Source organism: Streptomyces polyrhachis, from assembly GCF_042663125.1.
Lineage (GTDB): Bacteria > Actinomycetota > Actinomycetes > Streptomycetales > Streptomycetaceae > Streptomyces > Streptomyces polyrhachii.
Window position 1 is genome coordinate 1 of the sequence record NZ_JBHSZO010000026.1, and the last position, 14,349, is coordinate 14,349.

Below are 14,349 nucleotides of genomic sequence, written 5' to 3' on the forward strand. Positions count from 1 at the left end.
TGCCGCCTCCGGAGGACTGGGTGGGGGTCTCCTCCCAGCGTTCCACGGGCCGGCTCCGTACCGTCAGAGCCAGCCGCGCCTGCGGAACGCGCGGTGCAGGGTGAAGCAGATGCCGGCGATCACGCAGAGCACCGCCGGGTAGCCGTACGTCCAGCGCAGCTCCGGCATGTGGTCGAAGTTCATGCCGTAGACCCCGCAGACCATCGTCGGCACCGCCAGGATCGCCACCCAGGCGGAGATCTTGCGCATGTCCTCGTTCTGCGCCATCGACACCCGGGCGATGTTGGCCTGGAGGATCGACAGCAGCAGCTCGTCGAAGCCGTTGATCTGGTCCATCGCCCGCGACTGGTGGTCGGCGACGTCGCGGAAGTACGGGCGTATCGCCGGGTCCACCGCCAGCATCGGCTTCTCCGCCAGCTGCTGGAGCGGCCGGGCCAGCGGCGCCACCGCCCGCTTCAGCTCCAGCAGTTCGCGCTTGAGGTGGTAGATGCGCGCCACGTCCGCCAGGGCGTGGTTGTCGCCGAAGACGTCCGTCTCCACCGTGTCGATGTCGGTGAGGATGCCCTCGCCCGCCGTCAGGCAGTCGCTGACCACCTGGTCCGCCACCGCGTACAGCACCGCGCTCGGCCCGTGCGCCAGCAGCTCCGGGCTGGCCTCCAGCCCCTCGCGTACGGGCCCCAGCGTGCCGTGCCGGCCGTGCCGGACGGTGATCACGTAGTCCGGGCCGGTGAGCACCGTGATCTCACCGGACTCCACCACCTCGCAGGTGGCGGTCAGCTCGGCGTGCTCGACGTAGGCGACGGGCTTGAAGACCGCCAGCGCCATGTCCCCGAACACCTCCAGCCGGGGGCGCGGGCCGCCCTCCAGGGCGGCCGACACCGCCAGCGGGTGGAGGTCGAACAGCTCGGCGATCGGGGCGAACGCGCGCTCACTGGGCTCGTACAGCCCGATCCAGACGAAGCCCTCGCCCTTGGTGCGCACCAGCCGCACCGCGTCCTGCGGCTCCAGGTCGCCGGGGCGGCGGGCGCCGTCGACGTAGACCACGCAGTTCTCGACCGCGCTGCCCAGCGGGGAGCGGACGGGATGGCTGAGGTCCACCGGTCGGCGGCGCCCCGGCAGTTTGACGACGGAGCGGAGGGTGCGGCGTACGACGGACAAGACTTCCCCTGGGCTGTGGCCTGTAGTGCGCCCAGTGTGCTGTCCGACGGCGGTCGCGGGCAAGATCCGGCCTGCGCGGCCGGACCGCGGCCCCCGCTCAGGCGGCCGGGCCGCCGGCCGCGGCGGCCGCCTCGACGTCCATCCACATGTACGACCACAGGTGGCCGTCGAGGTCGGTGAAGTTGCGCCCGTACATGAAGTCACCCATCTCCTCGGGCTGGCCGTGCTCCTTGGCGCCCGCCGCGATGGCCCTGTCGACGATGGCGTCCACGGCCTCGCGGCTCTCGGCGCTGAGGCAGTTGATGTTCCCGACGTGGGTGGCGGGGTCGGGGATCTCGCGCTTGGTGAAGGTCTTGAAGAAGGGCTCGGTCAGCAGCATGAAGTAGATCGAGTCGCTGATGACCAGGCAGGCGGCGTTCTCGTCGGTGAACTGGGGGTTGAAGGAGTACCCCAGCTCGGCGAAGAACTCCTTCGCGCGGGGGAGGTCCTGGACGGGGAGGTTGACGAAGATCAGCTGCTGGGACATGAGGGGTCCTCCGTTTGCGGTGCGCCCGTGCGGCGCCGGGGTGTGCTTGCACAGGGGTAGACCGGGGGTGGGCGGGGAAGTCATCGCGTTCGGGGAGGGAATCTTCCGCCGGTTCTACGGGACCGGCCTCACGGCTCGGTGAAGACGGTGCGCCGGCGCTCCGTCTCCGGCGCCGCGAACTCCAGCAGCTCCGCGGCCCGCTGCTCCAGCGCCGCCCTCTCCGCGCGCGTGAACGTACGGAACGCGGTGAACTCCACCGTCGCCTCGCGGCGCTTGAGCACCGGCTTCCACAGCCCCGCGACGAATCCGTCCAGCATGATCGCGCCCCGGACGATGCCGTTGTGGGTGAAGACCTTCCGCTCGTACTCCTTGGCGATGATCCGGCTGCGGTCGGCGTGCGAGAGGAGCGCGTTGTCGAAGGGGCCGAGCAGGAAGGGCTCGATCTCCCGACCGGGATCGGGAAGTTCGGTGCCCGCCAGGTCGAACAGCTCGCGCCCCGCCTCGTCGCGGTACGACACCAGCCGGGGCCGCAGCCGCTCGAAGACCGCCCGCAGCCCGGTGAGCGAGGACCACTTCTGGGCGTCCGCGACGGAGGCCGGACCGAAGGCGGCGAGATAGCGCAGGACGAGGTCGTCGGGGGTGGCGTCGGTAGCGGGATCGGCGGCGCGGCCGGTGCCTGCCTCGACGTCGAGCCACTGCTCCGCCAGCGCGTACACCAGCCCACCGCCCTGCCCCCAGACCCCGCGTGGCGGCACCTGAACCAGCGGCAGCAGGCAACGGGCCAGGTACGCCAGCGCGTTGCCCTCATATCCCGGCAGCCGCCCGGCCAGCCGCTCGCCCAACTCCTCGTTGGCCAGTGGACCGTCGGCCAGCACCTCGCGCGCCGCCGCCGTGACGGCCGCCGGATCGACGCCCGCCACCTGCTTGCCCGCCGTGCTGTGGAAGAGCACCGTGTCCAGGAACGGCTGCACGACCGTCCGCATCGGCAGCACGTCGCGGGCGCTCACCAGATGGATGGTCCCGCGCATCAGCACCACCCGGGCCGCCGCCCGGTCCGTCAGGGCATCGGAGAGCGCCCGGGGCGTGAAGCCGTCCAATCGGGCGTGGAGTTGGTAGTACGGCGCGTCCCCCGCCTGCGCCTGCATCCCCGCCAGATGCTCCATCGCCGCCACGGGCCCCACCGCCCCCGCATCCCGCCGCGCCGACAGCCACTGCCGCTCCAACAGCGCCCGGTTCAACGCCCGCCCACCCAGCACGTCCGCCACCACACCCTCCGATCAACCATCGCTACGAGCCGACCGTACGGGGACACCCAAGGAACGGGTGGAGCAGTCGGGCAACGAGTCCGGCAAGGCACCGAACATCCGGGTCGCGGCCTGGGATTCCACGCTGGCGACCACCCCTGTCAGGGGCCCTCGGCCACACATCTGCCGTCACCGCGCGGCGGATAGTGTCCAGGCGCAGGGCAGTCCGAACGGTGTCGGCTACGTTCTGGGCGTGTCCCGAGTCCGCATCGGCCAGCTCTACCATGGATGTTGTCATGAGCCGCGTACGAATCCAGAGCTACGTGCGGATCGGTGCGGAGTTCCAGCCGATCCAGGACGTCGCGGTCGCGTATGCGGGGTTGGTGTTCTTCACCGAACCGCAGCGCATCTGCTCCGAGTATGACGGGGCCGACCCGGAGATCGACATGCTGCGCCCCTGGCCGAGAGCGGCCTGACCTGCCAACGTCCGCATTCGATGTCCACCGAAGTGTCCGCCCTCGCTGTTCCCGCGAGGAGCCGGAGCAGAATCCTGGAGGAGTGTGGGGTCAGTGAGCCAGAGTCCGGCGTCTCTCGCAGAGCTCCTCATCCGGTCGGTGGACTGGGCCGAGTTCGAGCTGCTGACGGGACCCGCTTACGGGTTCGGTGAGAGCCTTGTTGCGTTTGTCTCGCCTGATTCGACTTCGGCGCGAGGCGAGCTCTGGCAGGCCATGGAGAACCACGTCTTTGCGCAGGACGACGTGTTCAGCGCTGCCGAGCCGACGATCCGGGTTCTCCTTGCAGCGCTGGTCGAACCCCGTCCAGACGCTGTGCGGATCGCAGTGCTGGACTTGCTCTTCCACCTCGTGCAGGCCGCCAGTTTCCGAGCCGACGCTCTCGGGCGGCGGTGCATGGAGGCGGCGGCTGAGGGTGGATGGCTCCTGGCTCGCGAGTCCTTGACCGGTGGTCCGACTATTCGAGATGCCTGCCTTGAAGTACTCGACATCTGCGCGCCTGATTGTGCTCGGGCGGCAAGATATCAAGATTGTTAACGTCAGTGAACGACGGCCGCGGCGGGTGGAGCGTCGGGGTCGTCGTTGGGCTGGCTGAGGATGCTGCCGAGGGTGTCGATGGCTTGGCGTTGGAGGCGCAGTCGGACGTGTAATGGCGGCGTCGGGTATTGGAGCTGTCCGAATGCCCTGGTGGCAGCGGTGAAATGGGAGTGCGTCCAAGCGGCGGTCGCGGCAGGATGCGATCATGGTTACCCCCTTGGATGTCCCGCGCTTGGTTGCAGGCGACCGTTTCGTGCTCCGCCCCTGGGAGTTCGGCGATCTGGCTCTCGTTCGGGAGGCGTCGAGCGACGAGCACATCCCGTTGATCACGACTGTTCCCTCGACGTACTCCCAAGAGGCGGGCGAGGCATTCGTCCGGCGGCAGTGGGAGCGGGCATCTGCTGGTAGCGGGTATCCGTTTGTCATCGTGCGGGTTGAGGACGGTCAGCCGCTTGGGACGGTCGGCCTGTGGTTGAAGGATCTGAACGAGGGCCGTGCGTCGTTGGGCTATTGGGTGGTCGAGTCGGCTCGTGGGCAGGGGGTTGCTGCGGAAGCCCTTAGAGCGGTTGCCGCCTGGGCCCTTGGTGACCTGCAGATTCCTCGGCTTCAGCTGTATGTCGAGCCGTGGAATATTGCGTCCCGGCGGACGGCTGAGCGTGTCGGCTTCCAGCGTGAGGGCCTGCTCCGCAGTTGGCAGCGGGTGGGCGAGGCGCGTCGGGACATGATCATGTATTCGATGCTGGCAGTCGACCTGCCGTGATCGGCCGCTGGGTGAGTCGGCCGGTGCTGATCGGGCATCCGGGCCGGCCGCCGGGGAAGAGCCAAGGGGAGGGTGCCGGGCAGCGTGCTGAGCCCGCCATCCCCGCAGCCTCGCCTCGGCCCTCGCGTCCTGCGGACGCAAGACCGCACCCGGTCCGTCATGGACGCCGTTGTCGGCGGCATGCGGGCCGGGTGCGGGCCGGGGGACCGTGTGGTCGAGGAGACCGTGGGTCCGGGGGTTGGTCTGCGGTCAGGCCTTCTTGGTCTCCCAGAAGATGTCCGAGACCTGGGCGATCAGGTCCAGGGCCTTCTGGCCCGTGGCCGGGTCCTTGGACGCCTTCGCCGCGCTCAGCGCCTTCAGCGTCTCGTTGACCAGCTCGCTCAGCTGCGGGTACTTCTCGAAGTGCACGGGCTTGAAGTAGTCGCTCCACAGCACCGAGATGTGATGCTTGGCGAGCTCGGCGCGCTGCTCCTTGACCACGGTGGCCCGGATGGTGAACTCCAGGTCGTCGTTGGCCTGCATCTTGTCCTGGATCGCCTTGACCGACTCGGCCTCGATCCGGGCCTGGGCGGGGTCGTACACGCCGCAGGGGAGGTCGCAGTGGGCGCTGGCCTTCACCTTGGAGCCGAACAGTCGAGAGAACATGGGAGTCCTTCCTTGTGATCCTTCTTGGGTAGGGACACTACTCGCTACGGGTGGCAACGCGCCGGGTGCCCCGGGGGGCTTAGGCCGAAAGTCCGGTGCGAGGGTAGTACGGGGAGGACGATGGACCGAGGAGGTCGAGACCATGCCGCAGCGGATGGACGAACGTGAGCGGGAGGCCGGGCGGCGCGGGCCGCGGCGGCTGGGGCTGGTCGAGGTCTCCGGCCCGTCCATGACACCGACCGTCAACTCCGGCGACACCCTGCTCGTCCGCTACGGGGCGGTGGTGCGCCCCGGTGACGTGCTGCTGCTGCGCCATCCCCTGCAACAGGACCTCTTCATCGTCAAACGCGCGGTGGAGCGGCGCGACGGCGGCTGGTGGGTGCTCAGCGACAACACCCTCGCCGCCTTCGCCAACGACAGCCGCGACTTCGGCCCCGTACCGGACGAACTGGTCCTCGCCCGCGCCCTGTTGCGGCTGCGCCCGCCGTCGGACGTCGCAGCTCAGCGCACGGTGCGCTCGGCGGTGTCCTGGGCGGCCGGGGCCGTGCGGCCGCTCTCCAGGCGCTTGCGGGCGCGGTAGGCCGCGACGTTGGCGCGGGTCGCGCAGCGGTCGGAGCAGTAGCGGCGCGAGCGGTTGGTCGAGGTGTCGAGGTAGGCGTTCTGGCAGGGCGCGGCCTGGCAGATGCCCAGGCGGTCCAGGCCGTGGTCGGTGAGGTGCACCGCCAGCCCCATGCAGGCGCTCGCGGCGTAGCCCGCGCCCGCGTTGACCGGGGCCTCCGCGATGTGCAGGTGCCACTGGGGGTGCCCCTCGCCGTCGCGGTGGTCGTGCCCGGAGATCTGCGGGCTCACCGGGAACTCCATCAGCAGCGCGTTGAGCAGGTCCACCGCGCGCAGCTCGTCCCCCTCGCCGGCCGCCTCGAAGACGGCGCGCAGCCGGGCCCGTACGGCACGCAGCCGCGCTACGTCCGCCTCGGTGGCGCGGCGGGCGGCGTGCCGGCTGGGGCCGAAGAGGTCGCGTACGGCGTCCAGTGAGGTGAGGGTGTCGGTGCCGCGGGCGGGCTCCTCGGTGTTGACCAGGCGCACCGCCAGCTGTGAGTAGTAGGCCAGCTCCACTTTTTGTCCTTACGGGAAGGGGTCTGGGGTCTGTGCCGGGTTGTAACGGGCGACTATTGGTTCAGGGTATTACATGTCGGGGGTGGTGGTCCCGTCGCGCTGCGGGGGCTTCGCCCCCGGGCCCCGGATCGCCGCTTCGCGGCTCTGGCCTCAAACGCCGGCCGGGCTGGAATGGCGCTGCGCGCCTCGTCCTCAAACGCCGGACGGGCTGTGTGGTCGGTTCTTGCTGACAAGTTCGGCCAGAACCGACCACACCGTGCATCCGTGCATCCGCATGCCGAACATCGCGCAACCGCACACCGCGTATCGCCCACCGCGTCGACATACACCCCCCTACCCCTGCGGCGGCGTCCCCCCTCCGCGCTCCCGCGCGTCAGCGGCGGGCTACGCCTTCCGCGCGGGCCGCCGCCGCCACCGCTGCCGTGACCGCGGGGGCCACGCGGGGGTCGAAGGGGGAGGGGATGACCTTGTCGGGGGACAGTTCGTCGGCGATGACGTCCGCCAGGGCCTGGGACGCGGCCAGTTTCATGCCCTCCGTGATGCGGGAGGCGCGGACCTGGAGGGCGCCGGCGAAGATGCCGGGGAAGGCCAGGACGTTGTTGATCTGGTTGGGGTAGTCCGAGCGGCCGGTGGCGACCACCGCGGCGTACCGGTGCGCCACGTCGGGGTGGATCTCCGGGGTCGGGTTCGCCATCGCGAAGATGAACGCGCCGGGGGCCATCGAGGCCACCGCCGCCTCCGGGACCGTACCGCCGGAGACGCCGATGAAGACGTCCGCGCCCGCCAGTGCCGACTCCAGGGAGCCGGTCAGTCCGGTCCGGTTGGTCAGCTCGGCGATCTCGCGCTTGGCCGGGTTCAGGTCCTCGCGGTCGGTGGAGACGAGGCCCTTGCGGTCGGCCAGCGCCACGTCGCCGATCCCGGCCGAGACCAGGATCTTGGCGATGGCGACCCCGGCCGCGCCCGCGCCGGAGATCACCGCGCGCAGCTCGCCCAGCCCGCGGCCGGTCAGCTTCGCCGCGTTGCGCAGGGCGGCGAGGGTGACGACGGCGGTGCCGTGCTGGTCGTCGTGGAAGACCGGGATGTCCACCCGCTCCTGCAGCCTGCGCTCGATCTCGAAGCAGCGCGGGGCGGAGATGTCCTCCAGGTTGATGCCGCCGAAGGACGGGGCCAGCCGGACCACCGTCTCGACGATCTCGTCCACCCCGCGGCAGTCGAGCGCGATGGGGACCGCGTCCACGCCGCCGAACTGCTTGAAGAGGATGGCCTTGCCCTCCATCACCGGAAGGGACGCCTCGGGACCGATGTCCCCGAGGCCGAGCACCGCGCTGCCGTCGGTGACCACGGCCACGACCTGGGACTTCCAGGTGTAGTCGTGGACCAGCTCAGGGTGCTCCGCGATGGCGCTGCAGACCTTGGCCACGCCCGGCGTGTAGGCGAGGGACAGGTCGTCCTTGTCGCGTACGGGCACGGTGGCCTGGATGGCCATCTTGCCGCCGCGATGGAGTGCGAACGCGGGATCGAAGAAATCGTCCTGCGAGGCGCCGGTGTCACTGGGAGGGTTGACGATCTCCGCTGCCACTGTGTTGACCCCTTGGTCTGAAGTGCTGTCGAGGGTGTGTCCGCCTCCTGGTTGCGGAGGCGGGGCGGGCACAACGTCCGCTCGGGCCCTGGGGTTCAACGTGGGGCCCATTGACGCGGACACGCGGACGCGCCGCACACGCGTCCTGCCCCGGATGAGGGGTGTAAGGGTCCTGTCTACCGCAAGATCGCTACGGCTGGCGAGCAAGTATCGGTCACGTCACGCCGGTGAGCGGTGCGGACGCGCTGTCCGGGATTACCGATCCGTGCGCAATCGCTCGTGGGGGCCGGTCGCCTCCGTGCCGGATCGGCGCAGGAAAAAGTGGGGGTAGGGAGTGGTCTGTCCTAGCGTGGTGGCATAGGTGAGGTGCGCTCCGTGATCTAGCTCTCGTACGAACGCGGGCGGTGCCCGTATCGCCTTGTCATGGGGCGTCTCCCGCACTCACGGCGAAAGCCCTGTTATCGGATCTTGATGCGGGCGGCTCACTGAATGCTCAACTCCGGATGTAAAGATGCCCTCAATCACACCGGGGTTCGATTGTTCGCCCGCGCAGTCGGGAGCCACATCGGGCCACGCTCATGATCTGCAGGAGGAACCAGCATGACCGCAAGCACCACCCGGCGTACCACCGCTGCGAAGTCGCGTCTGGCAGCGGTCGGCGCCCTCGCGGCGGCCGGCGCTCTCGTCCTGTCGGCCTGCGGAGACCAGACGGACAAGGCCGAGAGCGGCGACGCGGGCACGAAGGACTCCTCCGCCTCGGCCCCCGCGTACGACCTGCCGCAGAAGATCAAGGACTCGGGCGTCGTCAAGGTCGGCTCCGACATCAACTACGCGCCGATGGAGTTCACCGACAAGGACGGCAAGGCGACCGGTGTCGACGTCGCCATCGGTGCCGCCCTGGGCAAGGAGATGGGCGTCGAGTTCGCGTTCGAGAGCGGCGTCTTCGACAACCTGATCCCGTCCCTGGACACCGGCCGCTACGACGTGATCATGTCCTCGATGAGCGACACCAAGGAGCGCCAGGGCAAGGTCGACTTCGTCGACTACTTCACCGCCGGCGTCTCCATCCTGGCCCAGAAGGGCAACCCGAAGGGCGTCCAGAGCCTCGACGACCTCTGCGGCAAGACCATCGCCTACCAGCGCGGCACCGTCAGCGCCGACGTGGCGAAGGCCCAGAACGGCAAGTGCCCCGCGGGCAAGAAGATCAAGACCCTTGAGTTCGAGACCGACACCGAGGCGCTGCTGCAGGTCAAGCAGGGTCGCGCGGTGGCGGACCTGAACGACTTCCCCGTCGCCGCGTACAACGCGAAGACCTCCGGCGGCGGCAACGACTTCGAGGTCGTCGGCGAGCAGGTCGACGCCGGCCCCTACGGCATCGCGGTCACCAAGGAGAACAAGCAGCTCCGCGACGCCATCGCCAAGGCGCTGGACGCGATCATCGCCAACGGCGAGTACGAGAAGGTCCTCAAGGAGTGGAACGTCGAGCAGGGCGGCGTCGACAAGGCCGCCGTCAACGGCGGCTCCGAGTAATACCCCCGTCGGAAAGTTCTCCCCGTGACTGACAAGAACGCCCCGGACCCGGCCGACACCCCCCCGGCCGGGTCCGGCCCCGCCAAGGCCGACGCCGCCACCCCGGTGCCGGCGCAGGCCATCCGCGCCATCCCCGTACGGCACCCCTGGCGCTGGGTCAGCGCCGTGGTGGTGCTCGGCCTGCTCGCCATGCTGGGCCTCGCGTTCGCGAACGCGAAGATCCAGTGGAGCGACGTCCCCGAGTACCTCTTCAACGACCGGATCATGACCGGCGTGCTGAACACGGTCAAGATCACCGTGTACAGCTTCGTCCTCGGCGTCGTCCTCGGCGTCGTCCTGGCCGTGATGAAGCTGTCGAAGAACCCGGTGGTCTCGCTCTTCGCCAACGGCTACATCTGGCTCTTCCGCGGCACGCCCGTGCTGCTGCAGCTGCTGATCTGGTACAACCTCGCGCTGATCTTCCCGGTCCTCAACCTCGGTCCGATCTACAAGGACGAGATGACCGAGGTCATGACGCCGTTCCTGGCCGCGCTGCTGGGACTGGGCCTGAACCAGGCCGCGTACATGGCCGAGATCGTCCGCTCCGGTATCCAGTCCGTGGACGAGGGCCAGACCGAGGCCGCGCACGCGCTGGGCATGAGCTCGGGCCGGACGATGCGCCGCATCGTGCTGCCGCAGGCCATGCGCGTGATCGTGCCGCCGACGGGCAACCAGTTCATCGACCTGCTGAAGACCTCCTCGCTCGCGATGGTGATCACCTATCCCGAGCTGATCTACGTGGCCAAGTCGATCTCCACGGGAACGCTGAACGTGATGGAGATGTACTTCGTCGCGGCCATCTGGTACCTGGCGCTGACCACGGTCTTCAGCATCGTCCAATTCTACGTCGAGCGGCACTTCGCCAAGGGGTCCGTCCGCAACCTGCCGCCCACCCCGTGGCAGAAGGTGAAGGCGAACCTGCGCACCCCGCCGCGCCTGCTCGGAACGAGGTCCCCGCGATGACGACACCCATGGTCAGGGCCGAGGGCGTCCACAAGTCCTTCGGCGCCGCGCACATCCTCAAGGGCATCGACCTGGAGGTAGCGCCCCGCGAGGTCTTCTGCCTGGTCGGCCCGTCCGGCTCCGGCAAGTCGACCTTCCTGCGGTGCATCAACCACCTGGAGAAGATCGACGGCGGCCGGCTCTCCGTCGACGGGCACCTGGTGGGCTACCGCCAGAAGGGCGACAAGCTCTACGAGCTGAAGGAGAAGGAGGTCGCGGCGCAGCGCAAGGACATCGGCATGGTGTTCCAGCGCTTCAACCTCTTCCCCCACATGACGGCCCTGGCGAACGTCATGGAGGCCCCCGTCCAGGTCAAGGGCGAGTCCCGGGCGGTCGCCCGCGAGCGGGCGCGCAAGCTGCTGGACCGGGTGGGCCTGGCCGACAAGGCCGGCCACTACCCCTCCCAGCTCTCCGGCGGCCAGCAGCAGCGCGTCGCCATCGCCCGTGCGCTGGCGATGGAGCCCAAGCTGATGCTCTTCGACGAGCCCACCTCGGCGCTCGACCCGGAGCTGGTCGGCGAGGTGCTGGACGTGATGCGCGATCTGGCGGAGTCCGGGATGACGATGATCGTCGTCACCCACGAGATGGGCTTCGCCCGGGAGGTCGGCGACTCGCTGGTCTTCATGGACGACGGCGTGGTGGTCGAGTCGGGCCGTCCCCGCGACGTCCTGGGCAATCCGCAGCACGTGCGCACGCAGGCGTTCCTGTCGAAGGTGCTGTAGGCGGCTTTTGCATCCTCACGTCCGGGGGCGGTACGGATCCACGTGGTCCGTGCCGCCCCCGCGGCGTTGTGCGGCAGTGACCTACACCGCTTCCGTATCCGGGGTGTGGAGCAGACCCCCGTACAGCGCGTAGTTTCGGCCCCATGTTCGCCGCCTACGCAGCCCGCATCGACCCTGCCCAGCCGCTCGACGGCCTCGAACTGGGCGAGCGCCCCGAACCCGACGTGCCCCCCGGATGGCAGGTGGTCGACGTCCGCGCCGCCTCCCTCAACCACCACGACCTGTGGACCCTGCGCGGCGTCGGCATCACCGCCGACCGGCTGCCGATGATCCTGGGCTGCGACGCGGCGGGGGTGGACGCCGACGGCAACGAGGTCGTGCTGCACTCCGTCATCGGCGAGAGCGGCCACGGCGTCGGGCCCGGCGAGCGGATGTCGATCCTCACCGAGAAGTACCAGGGCAGCTTCGCCGAGCGGGTGGCCGTCCCCGCGTGGAACGTGCTGCCCAAGCCGAAGGAGCTGAGCTTCGAGGAGGCGGCCTGCCTGCCGACCGCGTGGCTGACGGCGTACCGGATGCTCTTCACCAACGGCGGTGTGCGCCCCGGTGACAGTGTGCTGGTGCAGGGCGCCGGCGGCGGGGTGGCCACGGCGGCGGTCGTGCTGGGCGCGGCGGCCGGGCTGCGGGTCTTCGCGACCAGCCGCGACGAGGCCAAGCGCCGCCGGGCCGTGGAGCTGGGCGCCGAGGGCGCCTTCGAGCCGGGCGCGCGGCTGCCGCACCGGGTGGACGCGGTCATGGAGACGGTGGGCGCGGCGACCTGGTCGCACTCGGTCAAGTCCCTCAAGCCCGGCGGGACGCTGGTGATCTCCGGCGCGACCAGCGGCACCACGCCCGCGGTGGGCGAGCTGGAGCGGATCTTCTTCCTGCAGCTGAAGGTCGTCGGCTCCACCATGGGCAGCCGCGACGAGCTGTCCTCGCTGCTGAGCTTCTGCGCCGCGAAGGGCGTCCGGCCGGTGATCGACAGCGTGCTGCCGCTGGAGCGGGCGCGCGAGGGCCTGGCGCGGATGGCGGGGGGCGACCTCTTCGGCAAGGTCGTGCTGACGAACGGCTGACCTCCGGCCGTACGCCCGCACCCGCATGTCAACCGAAGTTGACACACCTCCCGGTGTCAATGTAGGTTGACATGCATGACAGAGGCAACGGATCTCGCGGAGCGCGCCGGCGACCGCGACCCCCGGGTGGGGCTGCGGGCCGTCGCCGCGCTGCGGCAGCTGCTGGAGCGGCTGGAGGCGGTGCAGGTGCGCTCGGCGCGGGCACAGGGCTGGTCGTGGCAGGACATCGCCGCCGAGCTGGGCGTGAGCCGGCAGGCGGTCCACAAGAAGCACGGGAGGCAGTGATGTTCGAGCGCTTCACCCAGACCGCGCGCGACACCGTGCGCGGTGCGTGCGAAGGGGCCGAGCGGGCGGGGGACCGGCGGGTCACCGAGGAGCACCTGCTGCTCGCGCTGCTGCGGCAGGACGCCCTCCCGCTCCTCGGCGGGCGGCGCGCGGCGATCGAGGAGGGGCTCGGCGCCGCGCGCCGCCGGGCCGGGATCTCCCGGGCGGACGCGGCGGCGCTGGCGGAGATCGGGATCGACGTCGAGGAGATCGTCGGCCGGGTCGAGGAGACCCACGGAGCCGGCGCGCTGGCGCCCCGCGGGAGGTCGCGCGGGCAGCGCAGCCGTTTCAGCCCCGAGGCCAGGAAGGTGCTGGAGCGCTCGCTGCGGGTGGCGCTGGGGCGCCGCGAGAAGCACATCGCGGCGGAGCACCTGCTGCTCGCGCTGATCGGCGTCCCCGGGGTGGCGGCGGAGGTGCTGGCCGAGAACGGCGTGACGTACGCGGCGGTGGAGGCCGCGCTGGACGGCGGGGGGCGGCGGGCCTCGTAGCACTCAAGGGGCGCGAGGTGTACGGGGCCGGGCGGCCGGGACGGGCTGCCCGGCCCCGTACGTCCTACCGCTCTTCCGGGCCTACCGCTGCCCCGGCGTCTTCAGCAGCGCCACCACGTGCGCCGCCGCCGTCGACACGTGGCGCCGGGCCTCGCGCAGTTGGCCGGCGGAGACGCCGTGGTCGCGGGCCGCGTCGCGGACGTCGTCGCGGAAGCGGTCGAGCAGCCGCTCCAGTTCGCGGATGCGGTCCGCGGGGGAGTCGGGTGCGGCGCCCTCCTTCGCCCAGCCGGGCAGGTCGACCGGAGCCGCAGCCTGCGCAGCCTCCGGCGTCCTCGCCGCCTCCGGGACCTCTGGCCCTTCCGGCGCCTTTGGCCCTTCCGGCGCGGGATGGCCCGCGCGGCGGCCCGTGAAGGAGCCCATCTCGCGGCTGAACTCCGCCATTCCCTCGCGCAGCGCCCCCTGCCAGTCGCCGGAGCGCACGTGCGTCTGCACCTGCTCCTGGACCCGGCGCGCGATGCGCTGCATCTCCTCCTGCGACTCGGCCCGCGCGTCCTCCTTCGCCCGCCGCACCTGCTCCTTCCACTCCTGCTTCGCGCGCCGCAGCTCGTCCTTGGCCACCCGCCACACCTCCCGCTCGGTGTACGGGGCGCCGGAGCCCTTCGCGGCGCCGCCGCGCGCCTCCTTGGCGGCCTGGCGCATCTCGCGGCGCAGATCGCGGGCGGAGCCGCTGACGTCGGCGCGGATGTCGGCGGCCAGCTCGGCGACCGACTCGCGGATCTCCAGCTCCAGCTCGGCCAACTCGTCCTGGCGCGCGGCCAGTTCCTCACGGCCGGCCCCGGTGAGGGAGTAGACCTTGCGGCCCCCCTCGGAGGTGTGGGTGACCAGGCCCTCGGCCTCCAGCTTGGCCAGCCGGGGGTAGACGGTGCCGGCCGAGGGCGCGTACAGGCCCTGGAAGCGCTCCTCCAGCAGCCGGATCACCTCGTAGCCGTGCCGGGGCGCCTCGTTGAGCAGCCCCAGCAGATAGAGCCGCAGTCGGCCGTGGGCGAAGACGGGGGCCATGG

Annotated in this window: 16 protein-coding genes and 1 pseudogene; 9 read left to right on the forward strand and 8 right to left on the reverse strand. The window is 70.5% G+C overall.

The genetic code is table 11. The features are described from left to right. Positions 1–63 precede the first annotated feature (63 nt). The 3 genes from ACFQLX_RS17075 to ACFQLX_RS17085 all read right to left on the reverse strand — a co-directional run bounded on the left by ACFQLX_RS17075 (position 64) and on the right by ACFQLX_RS17085 (position 2,949). The gene (locus tag ACFQLX_RS17075) at positions 64–1,158 is read right to left on the reverse strand and encodes a magnesium and cobalt transport protein CorA (protein WP_386416033.1); all 1,095 of its coding nucleotides are present in this window, start codon (positions 1,156–1,158) and stop codon (positions 64–66) included. 97 nt (positions 1,159–1,255) lie between these two features. Further along, positions 1,256–1,684, reverse strand: a complete 429-nt coding sequence (locus tag ACFQLX_RS17080; RefSeq protein WP_386416036.1) for a VOC family protein — start codon at positions 1,682–1,684, stop codon at positions 1,256–1,258. A gap of 128 nt (positions 1,685–1,812) precedes the next feature. Further along, positions 1,813–2,949, reverse strand: coding sequence for a winged helix DNA-binding domain-containing protein (locus ACFQLX_RS17085; RefSeq protein WP_386416038.1), 1,137 nt, complete (start codon positions 2,947–2,949; stop codon positions 1,813–1,815). Positions 2,950–3,224: 275 nt separating this feature from the next. Here ACFQLX_RS17085 and ACFQLX_RS17090 point away from each other — a divergent pair, with 275 nt between their 5' ends. Further along, positions 3,225–3,404: a hypothetical protein gene (locus ACFQLX_RS17090; RefSeq protein WP_386416041.1), complete on the forward strand. Its 180-nt coding sequence runs from the start codon at positions 3,225–3,227 to the stop codon at positions 3,402–3,404. 575 nt (positions 3,405–3,979) lie between these two features. Here the strand turns inward: ACFQLX_RS17090 and ACFQLX_RS25815 are convergent. Beyond that, positions 3,980–4,087, reverse strand: a pseudogene (locus tag ACFQLX_RS25815) (tyrosine-type recombinase/integrase); the annotation flags it as partial. A gap of 95 nt (positions 4,088–4,182) precedes the next feature. Here ACFQLX_RS25815 and ACFQLX_RS17095 point away from each other — a divergent pair. Beyond that, the gene (locus tag ACFQLX_RS17095; protein ID WP_386416042.1) at positions 4,183–4,737 is read left to right on the forward strand and encodes a GNAT family N-acetyltransferase; all 555 of its coding nucleotides are present in this window, start codon (positions 4,183–4,185) and stop codon (positions 4,735–4,737) included. A gap of 249 nt (positions 4,738–4,986) precedes the next feature. On the opposite strand, the gene sodN is transcribed toward ACFQLX_RS17095, so the two are convergent. Beyond that, the gene (gene sodN, locus ACFQLX_RS17100; RefSeq protein ID WP_386416043.1) at positions 4,987–5,382 is read right to left on the reverse strand and encodes a superoxide dismutase, Ni; all 396 of its coding nucleotides are present in this window, start codon (positions 5,380–5,382) and stop codon (positions 4,987–4,989) included. Between the two features lie 142 nt (positions 5,383–5,524). Between sodN and sodX the strand changes: the two genes are divergently transcribed. Beyond that, positions 5,525–5,962: a nickel-type superoxide dismutase maturation protease gene (sodX, locus tag ACFQLX_RS17105; protein WP_386416045.1), complete on the forward strand. Its 438-nt coding sequence runs from the start codon at positions 5,525–5,527 to the stop codon at positions 5,960–5,962. On the opposite strand, the gene ACFQLX_RS17110 is transcribed toward sodX, so the two are convergent. Continuing rightward, complete coding sequence (locus ACFQLX_RS17110; RefSeq protein ID WP_386416048.1) at positions 5,884–6,495, reverse strand: CGNR zinc finger domain-containing protein; 612 nt, start codon at positions 6,493–6,495, stop codon at positions 5,884–5,886. The genes sodX and ACFQLX_RS17110 overlap by 79 nt on opposite strands. Before the next feature lie 373 nt (positions 6,496–6,868). Next, positions 6,869–8,074, reverse strand: a complete 1,206-nt coding sequence (locus tag ACFQLX_RS17115) for an NAD(P)-dependent malic enzyme (RefSeq protein ID WP_386416051.1) — start codon at positions 8,072–8,074, stop codon at positions 6,869–6,871. Between the two features lie 600 nt (positions 8,075–8,674). Here ACFQLX_RS17115 and ACFQLX_RS17120 point away from each other — a divergent pair. From ACFQLX_RS17120 to ACFQLX_RS17145, 6 genes are all read left to right on the forward strand, one after another. Continuing rightward, positions 8,675–9,604, forward strand: coding sequence for an ABC transporter substrate-binding protein (locus ACFQLX_RS17120; protein WP_386416052.1), 930 nt, complete (start codon positions 8,675–8,677; stop codon positions 9,602–9,604). A 24-nt stretch (positions 9,605–9,628) separates the two neighbouring features. Next, a complete protein-coding gene (locus tag ACFQLX_RS17125; RefSeq protein ID WP_386416054.1) occupies positions 9,629–10,606 on the forward strand; it encodes an amino acid ABC transporter permease in 978 nt (325 codons plus the stop codon). Further along, positions 10,603–11,367, forward strand: a complete 765-nt coding sequence (locus ACFQLX_RS17130; RefSeq protein WP_386416056.1) for an amino acid ABC transporter ATP-binding protein — start codon at positions 10,603–10,605, stop codon at positions 11,365–11,367. The genes ACFQLX_RS17125 and ACFQLX_RS17130 overlap by 4 nt, the downstream gene beginning before the upstream one ends. 143 nt (positions 11,368–11,510) lie before the next feature. Next, a complete protein-coding gene (locus ACFQLX_RS17135) occupies positions 11,511–12,476 on the forward strand; it encodes a zinc-binding dehydrogenase (protein WP_386416058.1) in 966 nt (321 codons plus the stop codon). 75 nt (positions 12,477–12,551) lie between these two features. Next, positions 12,552–12,761 (forward strand): helix-turn-helix domain-containing protein, encoded by a 210-nt coding sequence (locus ACFQLX_RS17140; RefSeq protein ID WP_386416061.1) that lies wholly within the window; start codon positions 12,552–12,554, stop codon positions 12,759–12,761. Further along, complete coding sequence (locus tag ACFQLX_RS17145; RefSeq protein WP_386416064.1) at positions 12,761–13,288, forward strand: Clp protease N-terminal domain-containing protein; 528 nt, start codon at positions 12,761–12,763, stop codon at positions 13,286–13,288. Before ACFQLX_RS17140 ends, ACFQLX_RS17145 begins: the two co-directional genes overlap by 1 nt. A gap of 81 nt (positions 13,289–13,369) precedes the next feature. Here the strand turns inward: ACFQLX_RS17145 and ACFQLX_RS17150 are convergent, their stop codons facing one another. Then, the gene (locus ACFQLX_RS17150) at positions 13,370–14,347 is read right to left on the reverse strand and encodes a PadR family transcriptional regulator (RefSeq protein WP_386416067.1); all 978 of its coding nucleotides are present in this window, start codon (positions 14,345–14,347) and stop codon (positions 13,370–13,372) included. Positions 14,348–14,349: the final 2 nt, after the last annotated feature.

Coding starts and splice junctions, on each gene's coding strand:
- ACFQLX_RS17090 (WP_386416041.1), top strand. CDS start 3,225: ATGAGCCGCGTACGAATCCAGAGCTACGTGCGGATCGGTGCGGAGTTC.
- ACFQLX_RS17135 (WP_386416058.1), top strand. CDS start 11,511: ATGTTCGCCGCCTACGCAGCCCGCATCGACCCTGCCCAGCCGCTCGAC.
- ACFQLX_RS17095 (WP_386416042.1), top strand. CDS start 4,183: ATGGTTACCCCCTTGGATGTCCCGCGCTTGGTTGCAGGCGACCGTTTC.
- ACFQLX_RS17130 (WP_386416056.1), top strand. CDS start 10,603: ATGACGACACCCATGGTCAGGGCCGAGGGCGTCCACAAGTCCTTCGGC.
- ACFQLX_RS17080 (WP_386416036.1), bottom strand. CDS start 1,684: ATGTCCCAGCAGCTGATCTTCGTCAACCTCCCCGTCCAGGACCTCCCC.
- sodN (WP_386416043.1), bottom strand. CDS start 5,382: ATGTTCTCTCGACTGTTCGGCTCCAAGGTGAAGGCCAGCGCCCACTGC.
- ACFQLX_RS17150 (WP_386416067.1), bottom strand. CDS start 14,347: ATGGCCCCCGTCTTCGCCCACGGCCGACTGCGGCTCTATCTGCTGGGG.
- ACFQLX_RS17120 (WP_386416052.1), top strand. CDS start 8,675: ATGACCGCAAGCACCACCCGGCGTACCACCGCTGCGAAGTCGCGTCTG.
- ACFQLX_RS17145 (WP_386416064.1), top strand. CDS start 12,761: ATGTTCGAGCGCTTCACCCAGACCGCGCGCGACACCGTGCGCGGTGCG.
- sodX (WP_386416045.1), top strand. CDS start 5,525: ATGCCGCAGCGGATGGACGAACGTGAGCGGGAGGCCGGGCGGCGCGGG.
- ACFQLX_RS17140 (WP_386416061.1), top strand. CDS start 12,552: ATGACAGAGGCAACGGATCTCGCGGAGCGCGCCGGCGACCGCGACCCC.